This is a genomic window from Caballeronia sp. dw_19 (genome assembly GCF_018449515.1).
GTDB lineage: Bacteria > Pseudomonadota > Gammaproteobacteria > Burkholderiales > Burkholderiaceae > Caballeronia.
Map to the genome: position 1 here is coordinate 129,322 of NZ_JAAVUQ010000021.1, position 18,560 is coordinate 147,881.

An 18,560-nucleotide genomic window follows, 5' to 3' on the forward strand; every position below is an offset into this window, starting at 1 on the left:
TGCGGTATGGTTGAAGTTAGATCAAAAAATTCCGGAGACACAACCATGGGACTGGGAAGCGGATGGCGGCACGCAGGCTGGCTGCGCAGTTGGTCAATGAGAGCGGTTGCGTGCACTGCCGCACTTGCGGCCGCGCTTGGAGGCGCGGCTTCGGCGCAGGGGCAAATGACGGGAAAGGCGTTCACCATACTGGTAATCACTGATCTGTCGACCGTCTATTCGGATACGTCCGGCAAGGGTTCAGTCGACGCCGCGAAAATGGCGATCGCCGATTTCGGCGGCAGCGTGAATGGCGTGCCCATCAAGCTGATCGTGCTCGACAACAAGCTTGATGTCGGCATCACGGTCAACAAGACGCGGCAGTTGATTGAAACCCAGGGCGTGAACATGATTACCGACGTCACCGGGTCGGCCGCGGCAATCGAGGTAGCGAAGCTCGCGAAACAATACAAAGTGACGACTACGTTCGTGAGTCCCGGAACGACGGCGCTTACGAACGACTTCTGTACGAAGTACGCCTGGCATTACGCATGGGATACCTACGCACTGGCGAATATCGCCGCGACCAAGGTGACCAGGCTTGGCGCCAAACGCTGGTATTTCATCACAGCGGACTACGCATTCGGACACTCCCTCCTTGAACAGTTCAGCCGGGCGGCGAAGGCGGCGGGCGGCACCGTGGTGGGCAACGACATGGTGCCGTTTCCAAACGACGACTTCTCGAGTTTCCTGCTGAAAGCGCAGGCTGCGCATGCGGACGCGATCGGCATACTCGAATCAGGCCAGGACCTGCGTAATGCGGTAAAGCAGGCGGGCGAGTTCGGGCTGATGAACGGCTCGGTGCGCCTGGTCCCGGGACAGATGAACCTGACCGACGTGGCGGCTCTCGGCATCTCGGCATGGTCAGGCGCAATCCTGGCCGATCCGTGGTACTGGAACTATGACGACCGCACGCGTGAGTGGAGCGGACGTTTCCGCAAGGCTTATGGATTTGCACCCGGCAGTCTCCATGCGGGCAACTACTCCGCGGTCATGCAGGTTCTGAACACGGTCAAGCGGATTGGATCAGACGATCCGGACAAGATCGCGGCGGCGCTGGAAGGAAGCACGTTCGATGATTTCTTCGCCCGTCATGCAACGTTCAGGAAAGCTGATCATATTGTGGTTCACGACCTGTATCTTGAACAGGTCAAGAAGGCGAACGAAGTCAAGACGCCCGATGACGTTTTCACCGTGCTCGCCACCGTCGCCGGCAAGGATGCGTTCATGCCTGCGTCGGAAAGCACGTGTAAGCATGACTGGCAATAGAGCTACCGGCGGAGGGTTTCCATGTCGCAATACTATTTATCGCAGCTATTCAACGGACTCGTCAACGGTGGCTTCATTGCGTTGATGAGTCTGGGACTGAGCGTGATCTTCGGCATGATGCGAGTCGTCAATTTCGCTCATGGCGCGCTTTATATGCTCGGTGCCTTCATAGCGTTCAGCGTGGGCGCCGACTTTGGACTCTCGCTGTGGGTCGCCATGCTGGTTGCGCCCATCGTGATAGGCGGCTTTGGACTCGTGCTCGAACGCCTCTTTCTCAGGCGTCTCTACGGACTGGATCCTTCGTATAACCTGCTGCTCACGTTCGGCCTCACGCTGATTATCGAAGATACGATGCGGCATTTCTTTGCGGTGCAGGGCGCTCCGTTTCTCGTGCCCGGTGCGCTTGCGGGCGCCATCAACCTCGGTTTCATCGTCTATCCGAAGTACCGCTTCTTCGTACTCGTGTTTTCGATGGTCGTCTGCGGCGCGACCTGGCTGCTGCTCGAACGTACCCGGCTTGGCGCGCTGGTGCGTGCCGGAACCGAGCGCCCGGACCTGTTGCGCTGCTTCGGGGTCCGCGTGCCCGTGCTCGTTTCCGGCACGTTCGCATTCGCGGCGGGCCTCGCGGCCATCGCGGGCGTGCTGGCCGCGCCGCTGCGCAACATCTCGCCGTTCATGGGCCAGGAGATGATCGCGACCACGTTCGCCGTCGTGGTCGCGGGCGGATTGGGATCGATTGCCGGTTCGGTCGTCATGGGCTTTGCCGTGGGCGTGCTGTCAGCGGTGGCCGCAATCTGGTATCCGCCGGCGGCCAACGCGGCGACTTACATCCTGATGATCGTCGTGTTGATCGTGCGTCCGGGCGGCATCTTCCGGGGCATCGACGTCGCGCATTTTCCGCTGCACTACACACCGATCACACCCGCGGCCCGGCGGCTCGTGATGAGCTGGAAACTCAAGCTGGTGGCACTGGCTGCCGGGCTGATATTGCCGTGGCTGGTCTACCCGGTGCTCGCATGCGATATCGTGCTGTGGGGCTTGTGCGCGCTCGGCTTCGACATCCTCTTCGCATTCGCCGGCCTGCTGTCATTCGGACAAGCCGCCTATTGGGGCGGAAGCGCCTACATCACGGGCATCATGATCGCGAAGCTTCACTATCCGATGTGGGTTGGCTTCATTGCAGGCGTGTCGATCAGCACGATGATCGCGGTGGCCTTCGGCGCACTGATCTCTCGCAAGCAGGGCATCTATTTCTCGATGGTGACGTTCGCGCTCGCCGAGATCGTCTACTTTGTCATCAACCAGACGCCGCAATACACAGGCGGCGAGGATGGCCTGCACGGCATCACGCGCGGCTCGCTTTTCGGTCTGAGCCTCGAGAACCAGATCACCTACTATTACCTGGCGCTGTTCGTCGTCTCGCTTGCGGTCGGCTTTGTTTTCCTCGTGATCCGCTCGCCCTTCGGGCTGTCGCTCGGCGGTGCGCGCGACAGCGAGCGGCGCATGCTGAGCGTAGGCTACAACGTGCAGGGACTGCGGTTGCGCGCGTATGCGTTGTCGGCGTTTCTCATCAGCATCGCGGGGTCGCTGTTCGCGCTTAACCACGAGTTTGTCAGCCTCGAATCGGTCTACTGGCGCGCGTCGGGCGAGCCCATCATGATGACGCTGCTCGGGGGCGCCGGCACTGTGTTCGGGCCGATGCTCGGCGCAGGCATCGTCGTGTTCCTCAGGGACTTCCTGAGTACGCTCACCGACAGTGGCAGCCTCGTGCTGGGCGTGACCTTCGTGATCGTCGTGATGGTGTTCCGGCGCGGCGTGCTTGGCGAGATTCTTTTCCGGTTGCCGTCGAAGGAAGACCGGCGTGCCGAGCGCGCGCCGTCCCGCGGCAGACCGCCCATGAAAACTGGCGCTGACGACACCGCCATTCACCGGAGTTCGGAACTGTGATGAACGTAGCCCTTCTCGATGACTACCAGAACGTCGCCATGAAGATGGCCGACTGGAAAAGCCTGGCGCCGCGCGCGATAGTGACCGCCTTCCCCGATCACCTGGACGATGTCGACGCGCTGGCTGAACGCCTGCATCCGTTCGACGTGGTGGTGCTGATGCGCGAGCGAACGCGTGTCCCGCGCGCACTGCTTGAACGGCTGCCGAATCTCAAGCTGTTGATCACGGCAGCCATGTGGAACGCTTCAGTCGATATTGTTGCCGCCACCGAGCGCGGCATCCAGGTCTGCGGGACGGACGACCTGCCGACACCCGCAGCCGAAATGGCGCTCGGCCTGATGCTCGCCCTTGCTCGCGCGATCCCGCAGGAAGAGCGCGCGATTCGCGCCGGACGCTGGCAGACGACGCTTGGCGTGGGCTTGCACGGCAGGACGCTGGGCGTGATCGGCCTTGGCAACCTGGGACGTCAAATGGCCGGCTATGGCAAGGTTCTTGGCATGAAAGTGCTTGCCTGGAGCCAGAATCTCACCAACGAGGCTGCCGCCGCGTCGGGCGCGCAACGCGTTGGTCTTGACGTGCTGTTGGCCGAGTCGGACGTGATATCGATCCACTTGAAGTTGTCGGAGCGCACGCGCGGCCTGCTTGGTGCGCGTGAATTGTCCTTGATGAAGCCGACGGCCTATCTCGTGAACACGGCGCGTGGGCCCATTGTGGATGAAAGCGCGCTGGTGGCGGCGCTTGCGGAGAAGCGAATCGGCGGCGCCGCGCTGGATGTCTTCGATGTCGAACCGATGCCGGTTGACCATCCCTTTTTGGCGCTCGAAAATGTAGTGCTGGCGCCGCACGTCGGGTATGTGACTGAAGAAAATTATCAGCTGATCTATGGCGGCGTGCTCGAAGACATCGCCGCGTTCCTGGACGGAAAACTCGTGCGTCCGCTCAATACTTTATCCTGACAGGATTGCCTGGCTGGCGGCCTTTCATGAATTGGCTCGCGTGATGAATCACCGGGACCCGCCGCCGAAACCATTTCCTCTCCGACGAACTTTCATGCCTCTCTCGCCCGCTGGCGAACGCCAGTTACTTCACACGCGCAAGATCGAAGCCAACGGCTATTCCCGGCCGGAAGGGCTGTACGACCTTGAAGCCCATCTGATCGATACCAAGACGTACACCAAGGAGTCGCCGGCAGGTAATCGAATGGCGGGAGAACCGATCCATGAGATGTGGCTGCGGATTACCATTGACGGAAGCCTGAACATCATGGCAGCCGAAGCTGCGTTCGATGCCGTGCCGTATGCAGGACATTGCGAGAACATCGCACCCGATTATGGACGGCTCGTGGGCCTGCGCATTGCGCCCGGTTTCTCGGCACAAGTGCGATCCATGTTCGCTGGCACCCAGGGATGTACCCACGTGAGCGACCTGATAGGAATACTGGCTACGCTCGCTTTTCAGACGATGGCAAATCGCCGCGCGCGCGAGGAGCAGGACGTCAAACAACCGTTCCAGTTGAATCGCTGTCACGCGTTGTCGACTAGTGGCGAGGTGGTGGCCAAATACTATCCGCGCTGGAGCGTGAAGGCCGGATAGCGACAGTTGCACAAGGTCCGTTTGTTTCGGGGGCCATGTGCAAGAAGAGGGCGCGCGAATCCCACCGCGCTCGTGGCATCAAGTCGGAACTCGACAGTTCCGGCATCTCGTCGAGCAGGACCATCGAGCGCCGCCGGATCTCCCGCTCCCATGCAGTCACAACGCGACGCGTACCTACTCTTTCGGTTTGTCACTAGCCGCGACAAGCACCGGCGCCGCCGCAGTGCTCGCCAGTTCTTCGCTTGACCAGCCGCCACCCAGAGCCTTGATCAATTGCACGTTCGCGCTTAGCTGACGTGTCTGGATATCGAGCACGCCGCGCTGAGCGTCGAGCGCGGCGGTCTGCGCCTGCACGACATCAAGATAACCGACCGCGCCTTGCCGATACCGGTTCAGCGCCAGATCGACGGAATACTGCGCCGAATTGCTGGCATCGCGTTGCTGCTGGAGCGCCGTGCCAAGGTCCTGCAGCAGCGAAAGATTGTCTTCGATTTGCTGGAACGCCGACAACACGACCCCGCGATAACGCGCTCCCGCTTCATCCGTCGCCGCTTTCGCCGAATTGAGCTGGGCGCGGCGCAGGCCGCCGTCGAAAACGTATTGCACGAGTTGTGGACCGATTGCCCAGAACAGGTTCGGAGCACTGATCAAATTCGAATAGGCGGTGCTTTGAAGGCCGGCTTGCGCGCTGAGTGTGATGGACGGAAAGTAGGCTGCGCGCGCCACGCCGATCTTCGCATTGGCTTCCGCCACGCGGCGTTCGGCCGCGGCAATGTCAGGGCGCCGCTGCACCAATGTCGAGGGCAAACCGGCCGGAATCACGGGTAAGATGATCGAGGCGGTTTGCTGCGGCAAACTGAACTCGGACGCGGACACGCCCACCAGTTCGGCGATCGCGTGCTCGATCAACGCGCGTTGTGCGAGGTTTTGCGACAACTGCGATTTCGCCGACGACAACTGCGTCTGCGCGCGCGATACATCGAGCCCCGAGACAATGCCGCCTCCATGCAGCGTTTGCGTAAGTTGCAGCGCACGCGCAAACGCCGCGACGGTGTCGGTCAGCAACTGGGTTTGCTGATCAAGACCGCGCAGGCGGATATAGCTATCGGTGAGTTGAACCTGCAAGCTCAGTTGTACCGATGCAAGATCGGCCTTCGATGCCTGCGCTTCGTCCTTGCCCGCTACCACGGAATCACGTACGCGGCCCCACAGGTCGAGGTCGTAATCGATCTCGCCGCCGAGCGTGACGGAGTTGTAATCGTTGGGGCCGCCGACACGCAATGGCCGCCTGTACGACTGCCGGTCGCGTTGCGGAACGGCGTTTGCACTGATTGTCGGATAGAGCCCGGCCGAGACCTGGTCCACGAACGCCTGCGCCTGCCTGTAGTGCGCGTACGCTGCGGCAAGATCCGTGTTGTTCGCGAGCAGGCGCTGTTCGAGATCGTCGAGTTGAGCGTCGTTATACATCTTCCACCAGCCGTTGCGGCTCAACTGGTCGGCGGGCTGCGCGCTGATCCACGGCCCGACCGTGTGATATTGCGCGACGACCGGCGTAGGCGGCACCTTGTAATCTGGCGCGAGCGAACAGGCCGCCAGCGCGATGGTGCCGGCGAGCAGCGCCGGCACGCGCAACGTAACCCTCGTAGCCAGCCTAGCCATTGGCGGCCACCTTCTTGTCGGCGCTGGCGACTTGCACGTGATCGCCGTCAACGAGACCATCAGGCGGCGTATCGATCACGCGGTCCGCCGCGATGAGCCCCGAGCCGATCTCGACCGAATCGCCGAAGTCGCGATTGATCGTCACCTTCTTGAACACGACCTGGCCGTTTGTGCCGAGCGTCGCGACCATCAGGCCACGGGCGTCGAAAACCAGTGCGCTCGCGGGAACGCGTACCGCGTTTTCCTGCACCGGAAGCCTGAATTGCAGGCTAGCGAAACCACCGGGCAAGAGCTTGCCGGCTGAGTTGTCGACCAGCAATTGAACCAGCGTCGTGCCAGAAGTCGAGTTGACGGAATCCGCCGATGCAACCACGCGCGCGGTGAAACGCTGGCCGGGATATTCCGGCACGGAAAGCGTCGCGGTGGTGCCGCTGCGGACATCGGGGGCGTAACTCTGCGGCACCTGCACATACACGCGCAACTGCTTCACGTCCGAGACGGTGAACAACTCCTGTCCGATCCCGCCGCTCCCCGCATTGATGAGCGCGCCGACATCGGTGTCACGTGCGGTCACCACGCCGTCAAACGGCGCCAGGATACGCTCGAAGCCCTTGGTGGCTAGCAACCGGTCGACGTTGGCCTGCGCGGCCGCTACAGCCGCTTTCTTGGCGGTGTAGTCGCCGGTGCGTTCGTCGACTTCCTGCTGGGCGACCGAGTCGGTGCCGAGCAGCGCCTGCCAGCGTTTCGCGGTCGTGCCTGCGAGGGCGGCATTGGCTTGTGCGCTGGCCAGGTCCGCACGCGCCTGCAGCAACTGCTGGTCGAGCTCCGGCGACTCGATCACCGCAAGCAATTGCCCGGCCTTCACCGGTGCGCCGATATCCACGTTCCACGACTTCAGATAGCCACTCACGCGCGCAAAGATCGGCGCACGCGAATACGCTTCGAGATGCGACGGCAGGTCGAGCGTCGGGCCGTTTGCCGAACTGACCGGATGGATCACGGTGACGGTCGGGACCGTCTGCGCGTTGGTCCAGGTCTTGAGGTTGCGGGCGTCGACGGCGCGCAGCGTGACGCCGGCGGCGACCACGATCAGCGCAACCGCGACCCCCACCACGCCGATCATGACGAGTCGCCGGCGCGGCACGGGTTGATCGGTGACGGGTGGGGTGGTGATAACAGGTTCAGACGACATGAGCGGGACCTCCCGTAACGGGTGTCGGGGCAATCGCGCGGCCAGTGCGCGAGTGAATGATGCAGAAGATCACCGGGACCAGGAGCAGCGACGCGGTGGTAGCGAAAATCAGGCCGCCGATAACGGCGCGGCCAAGCGGTGCGTTCTGTTCGCCGCCTTCGCCCAGCGCGAGGGCCATCGGCGCCATGCCGATGATCATCGAGAGGGCGGTCATGAGCACCGGGCGGAAACGGGTGAAACCGGCTTCGAGCGCAGCCTTGAACGGGTCGCCGTGAACGGCCAGGCGCTCGCGGCAGAAGCTGACCACGAGGATGGAGTTGGCGGTCGCCACACCCATGCACATGATGGCTCCCGTCAGTGCCGGCACGGACAGCGTGGTGTGAGTCGCGAACAACATCCAGACGATGCCGGCCAGCGCCGCCGGCAACGCCGTGACGATCACGAACGGATCGGCCCACGACTGGAAGTTGACCACGACGATCAGGTAGATCAACACGACCGCGCCGAGCAGGCCGAACAACATGCCGGCGAACGCGCTGTTCATGGTCTGCACCTGGCCGAGCAGCGCGACCGACGAACCCTTCGGCAGTGCGTCGGCGTTGTCCTTCACCACGCGCTGGATGTCCGACGCCACCGCGCCCAGATCGCGATCCTGCGTGGTCGCGAAGATCTCGACCATCGGCTGGATGTTGTACTGACTCACGACTGCATTGGTGTTCGTACGCTCGACGGTCGCAAGGCCGCCCAGGATTTGTCCGCTGCTCTGCAGGCTTGAGGTGATCGGCAGGTTCTGCAGCGAGGCAAGCGAATCGAGGTTGTATTGCGGCGTCTGCATCACGATGGGATACGACACGCCGTTCGCATTGTTCAGCCAGAAAGTCGGCGCAACCTGGCTCGACCCCGCGAGGTTCACGACCAGGCTGTTCGTCACGTCGCGCTCGTTGATGCCGAGCAGTTGCGCGCGGGTACGGTCGACATCGACGTTGAACGTGGGATTGTTCTGCGCTTGCTGGATCCGTGCATCGACTACGCCGGGGATCTGGCGGATCTCGCGCAGCAGCCGGTTCGCATACGCGAAGTTCGCGGGCAGGTTGTTGCCGCGAACCTGCAAGTCCACTGGTGCCGGCGAGCCGAAGTTCAGGATCTGGCTGATGATGTCCGCCGGCGGGAACGAGAACGTCACGCCCGGATAAAGGCGCGGCAATTTCTCCCGCATCTGCCGCACGTACTCCGCGGTCGGACGATGATCTTCGTTCAACGCGATCTGGATGTCGCCGTCCTGCGAGCCGATCGTCCCGGTGTTGTTATAGGCGAGGTTGATACCGCTGACCGGCAGGCCGATGTTGTCGACCATCGTGGCGAGTTCGGCCGGCGGAATCATCTGACGGATCGATCCTTCCACATCCGCGAAAATCTGCGCGGTCTTTTCGACCCGCACGCCGACCGGCGCACGCACGTGCAACAGGATCTGCCCGGCGTCCACGTCCGGGAAAAAGTTGCGGCCGAGCATAGGCACCAGCGCGAACGAGACCAGCACGAAACCGAGGAAGCAACTCACGAAGGGCGCGCGATGGTTCAGCGCCAGTTCCAGCAGGCCGTGATAGCCGGCGCGAATTTTTTCGAAGCGTCGTTCGAAACCCTGCTGGAAGCGTCCGAGCGGTCCGGGACGCTTCTTTTCGTGCGCATCTTCATCGAGATTATGCGGATGCAGCAGGTACTTCGCCATCGTGGGAACGAGCGTTCGCGACAGGATGAACGACGCGATCATCGCGAAGATCACGGCCTCGGCCATTGGCACGAAGAGAAAACGCGCGACGCCGTCGAGGAAAAACATCGGCACGAACACAATGCAAATACATAACAGCGCCACGAACGCGGGCGTAACGATCTGCGCGGCGCCATCGAGGATGGCCTCCTCTACCTGCTTGCCTTGCTCCAGATGCCAGTTGATATTTTCGATGGTGACGGTCGCGTCGTCGACCAGGATCCCCACCGCGAGCGCAAGGCCGCCGAGCGTCATGATGTTGAGCGTCTCGCCGAGCGCGGACAAGGTCGCGATCGAACCGAGAATGGCGAGTGGAATCGAGGTCGCAATGATGACGGTCGACCGCCAGCTGCCGAGGAACAACAGGATCATGAGGCTGGTCAGCGCAGCCGCGATCACGCCTTCGCGAGCCACGCCGCTGATGGCCGCGCGCACGAACAGCGACTGGTCGCCGATCGGTGCAATTTGCAGTGCGTCGGGCAATGAAGCCTTGGCGTCGAGCACGTGCTGCTTGATGCCCGCGATGATGCCGAGCGTGGACACCGAGCCGTTCTTCAGCACCGACATCAGCACCGAACGCTTGCCGTCCACATGCACGATATTGGTTTGCGGCGGACTGCCGTCGCGGACATTCGCGACATCGTGGATATAAACCGTGGTGCCATTGACCGCCTTGATCGGCAGGTCGCCGAGCGCCTTGAGCGCGTAAGGCGCGTTGTTCAGTTGCAGCGTGTATTCGTGATCGCCGATTTTTTCCGTCCCGATCGGCGTCAGCAGGTTCTGGGCGGCGAGCGCATTGGCAACGTCCTGTGCAGACAGGCCGCGCGCCTGCAAGGCCGTCGGGTCGATGTCGATCTGTATCTGCCGAGACTTGCCACCGAACGGATAAGGAATCGACGCACCGGCCACCGTTACCAGCGCCGGACGTAACTGGTTCAGCCCCAGGTCGCCGAGGTTTTGTTCGGTGAGACCTTTGCCCGACAGCGCGAGCTGGATGATTGGCACCGTCGACGCGTTGTAGTTCAGGATCAGCGGCGGCGTAGTGCCCGGCGGCAATTGACGCAATTGCGTCTGCGAGACGGCGGTCACCTGCGCGTTCGCGTTGCTGATGTTCACGCCCGGCTGAAAGAAGATCTTGATAATGCCGAAGCCATTCACCGATTCAGCTTCGATGTGCTGGATGTCGTTGACCGTCGTGGTCAGCGAGCGCTCGAACGGTGAAGTGATCCGTCCGACCATCTGGTCCGGCGGCAAGCCCGTGTATTGCCATACGACGCTGATCACGGGAATGCGGATATCGGGGAAGATATCGGTCGGCGTTCTGATCGCGGAAAGCGGCCCGATGATCAAAATGAGGATCGCCAGGACGACAAAGGTGTATGGCCGTCGGAGAGCGATACGTACTAGGCCGAGCATGAGAGTTCCAATACTTGGGGTTGAACTGAACGGTGCCCTGATGCTGCCAGGCGCAGCAGTCGGCGGGGTTCGGCCGCGGTCATCCGCGTGGCCCGGGCAATGCGCCGGGTAGGATCATTTCCGTCCTGACGCGAGACGGATTGTTGAAAAATACTCCACATGATCTTTGGTTCGTAGGCTGTTGACCGTTTGGTAACTCACTTTAATGGGCATCTGATCCGGCTAGTGCCGACACTGCTGCATCAAACCGAAACCGATTAATTCTTTCGAATTACTTTCTAATTCGTTGTTAAAAAATAAATTTGAAATCAAAACATCACCGGGCACGCGATTTTGTCTCGCAATTTTGTCTGTAACGCAGACAATCCGGGAATGTACACAAACGAAAACAAAGCTGCAGTGCACAAACTCGGGTTTGGACGGGCGATTGAACCCGACTGGCCCATTTCCGGCAGCGAATTCAAGGCCGCAAATAAGCGTCTGCCCCATAAGTAATAATGGTCCGCGGCTTTTGTACGGCGCCAGCGCAGGCTTGAATAGCGATGTTGAGAGGCGCGCTGATTTTTTTATTACTGTCGTTTACTTAAGGGATAGCTTAAAACTACATTAGCTTATGAAGCGGCAAGCATGAAGGTCGACGTGGGATGAAGAGACTTGCAGCGGTCTTGACGCGTGGGGCATGTCGCGAAACGCGAACCCGGCTGCGCTGCGAGGCGCTCGCAGCATGCGTGGCGGAACGCGGCTATGATTAGGCGCGGCAAATTCGTGCCGAACCATGAAAGGAGAATGCCGGATGATACATGTCATTGCCACTATCACGGCGCAGGCTGGCAAGCGCGACGCCGTGCTGGCGCTGTTCAGTCAGAACCGGCCAGCGGTGCTGGCGGAAGAGGGATGCATCAGCTACGAAGCGGTGGTCGACGTACCGGACTTCGGGGCGATTCAGACCCCGCTCGGCGATGACACATTCGCCGTCATCGAACGCTGGGAAAGCGCCGACGCGCTGAAGGCGCATGCGGCCTCGGCACATATGGCCGAATATGGACGCAATACGAAGCCGCTGCTCGCCAGCCGTGTCATCAATGTGCTGCAAGCCTGCTAGGGCGCCGGCTCGTATTCAGGATCAGAAAGGGAGAATCTATGTCACTAATTTATCGCGGTCCAACGAATCCCTTGGAACAGAGCTGTCAATAATATTCCGCGAAAAAGTGGAATACCAGGCCTCAAAGACCGGCGCTGCCAGTGGTCGGGCAATGTAATAGCCCTGAGCTTCGTCGCATTGCCAACCTGCCACAGCTTCGTAGATCTCCTGTGTTTCGACGCCTTCAGCGACTACCCGATAGTCGAGCTTTTGCGCAAGCGCAATGACGCCCTCGACGAGGGTACGCGTGTATTGGTTATCCAAAACACGACGCACAAGGCTCTGGTCGATTTTTAGCACCGTGGCCGAGTAAAGCTGTAGCTTGGACAGGTTGTTGTAGCCTGTGCCGAAATCGTCAATGGCGACGATGCTCCCCATGTCAGCGACTTTGCGAAGGTTCTCGGTGACAAGCTTCGCGTTTGCCGTTAATGCGCTTTCAGTAACCTCTAGTTCGACCCGCTTTGGTTCGATGCCGTGGGTTCGCAGCAGGGAAATGTAGCGGGGCACGAAGCCGCGCTGTTCCAGATTAAGCACTGAAACATTAATTGAAATGCCAAGGATGATGCCTGCACGTTCCCATGTAGCAAGCTGCTTTAGCGCGTGATCCATCACCCAGTCGGTGAGCGCTGACATCAGCGACGTTTTTTCGGCCAGGGGAATGAACTCAGCCGGCGAAACCTCCCCAAGCAGAGGGTGAGACCAGCGCAACAACGCTTCGACGCCCACGCAAGCACCCGTGCGCAAATCGACTCGAGGCTGGTAAGCTAGACTCAACTGATTTTCATCCTGCAGTGCCTGGGGCAAGGTGTTGAGAATGAAGAACGTGCGTTCCTGGGCCGCAAACATGCGCTTGGCAAACTTCCGAAATGGAACGCGTGCCCGCCGGGCGATCTCGGAAGACGACATCAAGGCTCGTAACACATCCGTGGGTTCATCTATACGAGACAGGTCGACCAAACCGAAGGTCGGCGACAAGTCGACTGGAATCTGGTTGACGAGCAGGGGCGCATCGAAGGCCCTCAACACGGCATCGATCACCCGCATTGCAGCGCTCTCGTCGCCATATACGAACACGGCAAAACGCGCATAGTCGACCCGGTACACGGGCTTGATATCGACGAGCGCCTGCTCCACGCGCCGGGATATTGCTGCCATCAACCGGTCAGTCGCGACAATGCCAATCGAAATCGACGTTTGATCGAGATACCCGAGTGGGACGACATTCACCAAAACCGCATGGCTGGGCGCGATCTGCCCAATTGGCCTTTCGTCGAAGATGGCGCGAACATCGTCACTAAATCGCGCGCGGTTCAGCAGTCGCGTGGGCGGATCCACAAACGCGATTGATCGAAGCGCTTCGATCCGGTCCATCGCCATTTCAGCCAATTGACTCAGCAAGTCCCGTTGCGATTCGTCAAATTCGGGGCGCGGTTTGGTATCGATGACGCATAGGCTACCCAGTGGAACACCCGAGCGCGTTCGCAACGGACTGCCGGCATAAAACCGGATATTCGGCTCCCCGAGTACGAGCCGGTTCTGCTTGAACCGCGGATCGAGCGTTGCGTCGGGGACGACGAGCACATCGTGACGAAGGATCGTGTGTGCACAAAAAGCGTCCTTCCGTTCAGTTTGAGCGACCTCCACGCCGACGCGCGCCTTGAACCACTGACGCTGTTCGTCGATCAACGAGATCAACGCAATGGGTGCTTTGAACAAACGCGCTGCGAGCTGAGTGATGCGATCGAGCGCGGCGTCCGGAGGCGTGTCCAGAAGGCAGGACTCCTGCAAAACATAAAGTCGATGTCTTTCGATGACTGGTGAAGGTAGCTCGTTCTGATCGGGCAGATTCACCGGTTTCCCCTACTGGAAATGATTTATGTCGAGCTGGTTGGGACGTCGTTTTCGAAGGAAATAGACGCAAACAACTATACACCGATGTGAACCGGTTCGGCATTTACAGATACACGGCAAAATGAGCAGCTTGGTGAAGCTACTTAGTCGAGCGTTTATGGTCATCGCAGATCTCTAGAGGTCGACGATAAATAGATCACCGACGCAATACATACAGGCGCTAAAGGCATTTGTGACGAATGCCAACGCCAATTCCGTTCCCCAAGCACATCAAAGAAAGACGAGTGCAACCAGGCGTTCGCAGCTTGGGAAAAAAACGGCACGCGCTCCGCGGCTTAGGAGCCGTGTCCCTGGGTGATCTCGATTTTTCGCGCGGCAAGTCGTCCGGTACATTGGAGAAGGTTCAGCGCGTAGAATCTGCTTTCGTCTGAAACCCGATATAAGCGAATAACGTCAAAATGCCTGATAACTCGACGATTGCCACCGTGCTGCTGTCGGCCGCACTGATTGGTTGGGGGGCCGTTGATGCAGCTCGCGCGATCCGCGCCAGCCGAAGGAGGCAAAGCCGCGAGCAGCATTACCCGGATTTCGTTGATCAGTTGCAGGCCGGTCTGATCCGCGTTGACGCGAAGGGCACGATCATCCGCGCGAGTCGATCCGCCGCGCGCATGTTCGGCTATGAGAGCGAGCTTGATATGCCGGGCCAATCCGTCCAGGGGCTTTCCATGTCGCCAGTCAAATGGGATGGGTTGAGCGACAAGATGCGAAGGGGAGAGCCGGTGCAGCAGGATGCATTTGCCGGGCGCGATCGGAACGGAAACCCGATTGCGCTGGAAATGCACGTTTGCCCACTATATAAGCCCGGTGCCGCCCGTGCGCAGTACCTCGGCGCAGATGTCATTTTCCACGACTTGACAGAACGGAACCGCCTCGTTGAGAAGGCGGCAGAAGCTGACGCGAGGGCGCATATTGCGCAAGTGGCGACCCAGACCGCAAACGCCATGCTCGCGCAATCGGTACTCGAACAGAATGCGGTGCTTGAACATACGCCAGTCAGTGTCTGCTTTGTGAAGGACCGGGTGATCCAGCGCTGCAACAGTGGTTTCGAGCAGCTCTTCGGATACGACAAGGGTGAACCCGTCGGCAAGTCGACACGCATCCTCTATGGCAGCGATGAAGAGTGGGAGCAGGGCGGCGCGGACTATCTTGTGATCGCGGAGCATATCTATGTCGGCGACGCCCGATTCGTGCGCAAGGATGGCACGCCTATCTGGTGCGCCGATCACGGCGCCATGCTCGATCCCGATGACCCAGGCAAAGGCACGGTATGGACCGCACTCGATGTGACCGCGCGCAAGCAAGCCGAAGAGGCGATTAGCGCGGCCAAGGAAGCCGCCGAGGAGGCGTTGCAGACGAAGTCTGAATTCCTCGCCAACATGAGTCATGAAATCCGGACGCCGATGAACGGCGTGATCGGCATGAGCCGGCTGGCGCTCAAGACAAACCTCAACGCTCAGCAGCGCAACTATGTCGAGAAAATAGCAGCCTCTGCGGAGAGTCTGCTTAGCATCATCAACAATATCCTGGATTTTTCCAAGGCGGAGGCCGGTAAGGTCGTACTCGAAAGAGTCCCTTTTGAACTCGACGACATCCTGGACAATCTATCGAACCTGATCGCGCTCAAAACGGAGTCGACTGGCGTAGAGGTCGTTTTCCGGGTAGGGGCCGGCATTCCATTACATCTGGTCGGTGACCCGTTGCGCTTAGGACAGGTGCTGGTGAACCTGGGCACCAATGCTGCCAAGTTCACCGAGCGCGGCGAGATAGTCGTCGGCGTCGATCTCCTGGAAAGTGACGAATACACTGTCATGCTGCAGTTCTCGGTCAGTGACACCGGCATCGGGATGACCGACGTACAGTTGGCGAAGCTCTTCCAGTCGTTCTCGCAGGCGGACGGCTCGATTACCCGCAAATACGGCGGTACGGGCCTGGGACTCGCGATCAGCAAGCAACTGGTTGAAATCATGGGCGGTACCATCGACGTGCAGAGCCGTATCGGTGAAGGGAGCCGCTTCAACTTCACGGCGAGTTTCGAAGTGGGACACAAGGAAATTGTCCGCGAGCGGATCACGACACTGTCGATGAAAGAGCGCCGTGTGCTGGTGGTTGACGACAACGCAGTCGCCTGCGAAGTGCTGGGCGAGATGCTGGCGTCGTTCGGCCTGCAGGTGACAACGGCTGCTTCCGGGCTCGCAGCGCTCGACGAGCTGGTCGTTTCCTCGAACGCCGGCCAGCCGATCGACCTGGTACTGATGGACTGGCGCATGCCCGGCTGGGACGGCGTGGAAACGACGCGCCATATCAGGAGCGATGCACGCATTGCTGCCACGCCCGCCATCATGATGGTCACGGCCTACTCCCGCGACGATTTGCTGTCGGAGGCGCGGGATGTACATGTGGACGGCTATCTTGCCAAGCCGGTCAACCCGTCGCTGCTGTATGACATGCTGGTCGAGACCTTGTTTCCCGCATTCAGGTCCAGCGTGCCGGTGGTGCCGGCGCGTGAGGCGCTTGAGCACGACCGGACGTTGGATTTCGCGGGCCTCGCCGGCCGCCGGGTTCTACTCGTCGAGGACAACGCGATCAACCGGGAGGTGGCGCTCGAATTCCTCGGCCAGGCGCCGATTCACGTCGATGTCGCCGACAATGGCCGCGAAGCCGTCGCGTGCGTGCAGCGTACCCGATACGACCTCGTTCTGATGGATCTCCAGATGCCCGTGCTGGATGGCCTAAGCGCAACGCGTGAGATTCGCTCGATCGCTGGTTTTGAATCGCTGCCCATCATTGCGTTGACCGCTCATGCCATGCCAGGTGACCTGGAAGCGAGTCGGGACGCCGGCATGAACGGCCATCTCGTGAAACCGATCGACCCGGCTGAACTGATGCAGGTCCTCTTCACCTGGATGGCGCCACAAGGGCGCACGGGTGACACGCCCACGAACGACACACGATCGAACCTCTCGCGGACGGTCGTTGAACACAGACATAGCCGGCTTCCGGAACTCGCGGGCGTCGACTGGCAAGTTGCGCTGCAGCGGACTAACCGCAATCCGGCGCTGTTGCAAAGGCTGATACGCACCTTCCGGGACGACCACCTTCACACGGCACAGACACTCCTCGCGCGCGCGGGAGAGGGTGACCTTGAAGCTGTCGGGCGTATTTCCCACGGACTGAAATCTTCCGCCGCTTACCTCGGTGCGGGGCGTCTGTCGTGGCTTTCCAGCGAGGTTGAACAGGCGGTGCGACGCGGTGCGAGCGACGAAGCCCTGGCGCTAGTACCCGACATGGCCGATACATTGTCAGCCTTCATACGGAGTCTGGTTCAACTGGATGAAGTCGATTCCACGGTATCTGGACCATCGGATCCGGCTGTGTTCGGTCCGCTGATGAACCGGCTTGCCGATCTGCTGCGTGACGACGACGCGCGTGCGGAGGACGTTCTGATCGAACTTCAGGCCGCCATGGGACCGGGGGCGGCGGGGGAAACCCAACTGGCCGCTGTCAGAACCGCGGTTGTCGATATCGAGTACCGTAGTGCCCTTGAGTTGCTTGCTGCACTGGCATCGTCGGTCGGGATGCAATTAGAAACGGGAGGGCCGCTTGAGTAAAAAAGATATGCAGAAGGTGCTGGTAGTGGATGATGCGGCGATCAACCGGCAAGTGCTTGGCGACCTGCTGAAGACCGACCATACCGTGATTCTCGCGAAGAACGGCGAGCAGGCGCTGGCGCTGGCAACGCAGCACGTTCCGGATCTGATCCTTCTCGACGTCGTCATGCCCGAAGTCAGCGGCTACGACGTGCTGAACCGGCTGAAGTCTGATCCGCGCACGGCGGCCATCGCTGTGATCTTTATCACCGGACTCGACACACCGGAGGACGAAGCTCATGGACTGACCTTGGGCGCCTCGGACTACATCACCAAGCCGTTCAATCTCACCGTGGTCCTGGCCCGAGTGCGCTGTCACCTGCAGCTTGCTCGACAGCGGCGCATGCTCGAGACACTGGCTAATATCGACGGCCTCACGGAGCTTGCGAACCGGCGCCATTTCGATGAGCGTTATGCGCTCGAATGGGCGCGTGCGACGCGCGACCGGCAACCGCTTTCGGTGGCGATTCTCGACATCGATTTCTTCAAGAACTACAACGACCAGGCCGGACACGCGATGGGCGACAGAGTCTTGCAAGCTGTGGCCTCCGTACTGACAGACGGGCTGAATCGCGCTACCGATCTGGTAGCGCGATTCGGCGGTGAAGAGTTCGCATTGCTGATGCCGGGCACCGGCGCTGAATCTGCTTTGCAACTGGCTGAAAGGTTGCGCGAAGCCACTGGCCGCTTGGCGATGCGGCGCCTGGATTCAACTGAGGCCGACCGTATTACCGTGAGCCTCGGCGGGGCTACGTTGCGACTCGGCAACAATGAATCGGCAGCCGAGTTGTTGAAAGCTGCCGACGATCATCTTTATCGGGCGAAGAACGAGGGGCGCAATCGGGTCGTGTGGCGAGAAGGCAGCCTAAACGCAGGTGCGGTATAGCGATTTTCAGGGATCTATCGTGGCCTGACTGCGAGAGAGGCAGGCTGAACATACGGTGAGGTGTTGATTCATCTCTTTATTTGATTTTACATAAG

General features: G+C 60.3%; 11 protein-coding genes. 7 read left to right on the forward strand and 4 right to left on the reverse strand.

Annotated features, from left to right (window positions below):
- Nucleotides 1-45 precede the first annotated feature (45 nt).
- From HB376_RS25240 to HB376_RS25255, 4 genes are all read left to right on the forward strand, one after another.
- Nucleotides 46-1,308, forward strand: a complete 1,263-nt coding sequence (locus tag HB376_RS25240; protein ID WP_213766434.1) for an ABC transporter substrate-binding protein — start codon at nt 46-48, stop codon at nt 1,306-1,308.
- 21 nt (nt 1,309-1,329) lie between these two features.
- A complete protein-coding gene (locus HB376_RS25245; protein ID WP_213766435.1) occupies nt 1,330-3,255 on the forward strand; it encodes an ABC transporter permease in 1,926 nt (641 codons plus the stop codon).
- Nucleotides 3,255-4,211 carry a D-2-hydroxyacid dehydrogenase family protein gene (locus HB376_RS25250; protein ID WP_218627372.1) on the forward strand — a complete coding sequence of 319 codons (957 nt, stop codon included), beginning with the start codon at nt 3,255-3,257 and terminating at the stop codon, nt 4,209-4,211. The genes HB376_RS25245 and HB376_RS25250 overlap by 1 nt, the downstream gene beginning before the upstream one ends.
- 94 nt (nt 4,212-4,305) lie before the next feature.
- Nucleotides 4,306-4,848 (forward strand): DUF2889 domain-containing protein, encoded by a 543-nt coding sequence (locus HB376_RS25255; RefSeq protein WP_213766437.1) that lies wholly within the window; start codon nt 4,306-4,308, stop codon nt 4,846-4,848.
- Nucleotides 4,849-5,022: 174 nt separating this feature from the next.
- On the opposite strand, the gene HB376_RS25260 is transcribed toward HB376_RS25255, so the two are convergent.
- From HB376_RS25260 to HB376_RS25270, 3 genes are read right to left on the reverse strand one after another with little or no spacing between them, the layout of a single operon-like run.
- Entirely contained in the window at nt 5,023-6,507 is a 1,485-nt protein-coding gene (locus HB376_RS25260; RefSeq protein ID WP_213766438.1) for an efflux transporter outer membrane subunit, read from the reverse strand.
- Nucleotides 6,500-7,699 (reverse strand): efflux RND transporter periplasmic adaptor subunit, encoded by a 1,200-nt coding sequence (locus tag HB376_RS25265; protein ID WP_213766439.1) that lies wholly within the window; start codon nt 7,697-7,699, stop codon nt 6,500-6,502. The genes HB376_RS25260 and HB376_RS25265 overlap by 8 nt, the downstream gene beginning before the upstream one ends.
- Nucleotides 7,689-10,880 (reverse strand): efflux RND transporter permease subunit, encoded by a 3,192-nt coding sequence (locus tag HB376_RS25270; protein WP_213766441.1) that lies wholly within the window; start codon nt 10,878-10,880, stop codon nt 7,689-7,691. The genes HB376_RS25265 and HB376_RS25270 overlap by 11 nt, the downstream gene beginning before the upstream one ends.
- Before the next feature lie 793 nt (nt 10,881-11,673).
- On the opposite strand from HB376_RS25270, the gene HB376_RS25275 reads away from it, so the two are divergent.
- The gene (locus tag HB376_RS25275; protein ID WP_213766442.1) at nt 11,674-11,982 is read left to right on the forward strand and encodes a putative quinol monooxygenase; all 309 of its coding nucleotides are present in this window, start codon (nt 11,674-11,676) and stop codon (nt 11,980-11,982) included.
- Nucleotides 11,983-12,018: 36 nt separating this feature from the next.
- On the opposite strand, the gene HB376_RS25280 is transcribed toward HB376_RS25275, so the two are convergent.
- The gene (locus HB376_RS25280; RefSeq protein ID WP_213766443.1) at nt 12,019-13,872 is read right to left on the reverse strand and encodes a sensor domain-containing phosphodiesterase; all 1,854 of its coding nucleotides are present in this window, start codon (nt 13,870-13,872) and stop codon (nt 12,019-12,021) included.
- Nucleotides 13,873-14,330: 458 nt separating this feature from the next.
- Between HB376_RS25280 and HB376_RS25285 the strand changes: the two genes are divergently transcribed.
- A complete protein-coding gene (locus HB376_RS25285; RefSeq protein ID WP_213766444.1) occupies nt 14,331-17,540 on the forward strand; it encodes a response regulator in 3,210 nt (1,069 codons plus the stop codon).
- Entirely contained in the window at nt 17,533-18,465 is a 933-nt protein-coding gene (locus HB376_RS25290) for a diguanylate cyclase (RefSeq protein WP_213766446.1), read from the forward strand. Before HB376_RS25285 ends, HB376_RS25290 begins: the two co-directional genes overlap by 8 nt.
- Nucleotides 18,466-18,560: the final 95 nt, after the last annotated feature.